General features: G+C 46.7%; 1 protein-coding gene. It reads left to right on the plus strand.

Going from position 1 to position 679, the window contains the following annotated elements; translation table 11 throughout:
- On the plus strand, positions 1–679 hold a 679-nt coding region (locus tag R7Q48_RS27780; protein WP_318133507.1), incomplete at both ends, for a PilZ domain-containing protein.

The following is a 679-nucleotide window of genomic DNA, read 5'->3' on the forward strand; positions in this document are numbered from 1 at the left end:
TCTTATGGCACCATGTAAGAAGAGCATTGATTTACGTGGTCGCGTCAAAGGCGAATGTCGTGAATATGTTTTAGATGGCATTTCGCATTGGTTGGACGATGTCGCTTTTAATGCTTATCACAAGAACATTAAAAAGTTTGGCACCTACACCGAAGGCATGTGGGAAGCATTGGTCAACACGCGCAATAACTTTCGTGTGATGAGCAAGCTCGCCACACAGGAAAAGTCTCATTCATTAACCGATCCTAAAAGCCCCTTTCTCGCAGAACCGGTTCACCTCGGTTACGACTTAAAACGCCAAGAAAAGCGGTTGAAGGTTCAGTCGCAGGTAGAAATTCGCCGCGCCAAAGGGCAAATCCTTCATGGATTAAGCATCGATTTGTCGAGCTCTGGGGCAAAATTTAAAGTCCCGAGCGCATTTAAATACAACCTTGGTGAAATCATTCACGTTTCGTTTACCGAGTTTGCAGGCAAGTCGCAAGTCGCGGGCATCGAAAAGCCACTGTCGTATCGAGTATTGGCCGTGGACGATTGCTATGAAAATGATGCAGTGCGCTATCTACGAACCATTCTTCTAACGGAAACCAATGTCGTTGCGCGCGTCATCGACGAAGCATTAAACAGTGCCGCCAAACGCGCACGTCATGACAACCAAGATAAAATCATTCGTGCACGCACA

Source organism: Vibrio sp. 378 (genome assembly GCF_033339435.1).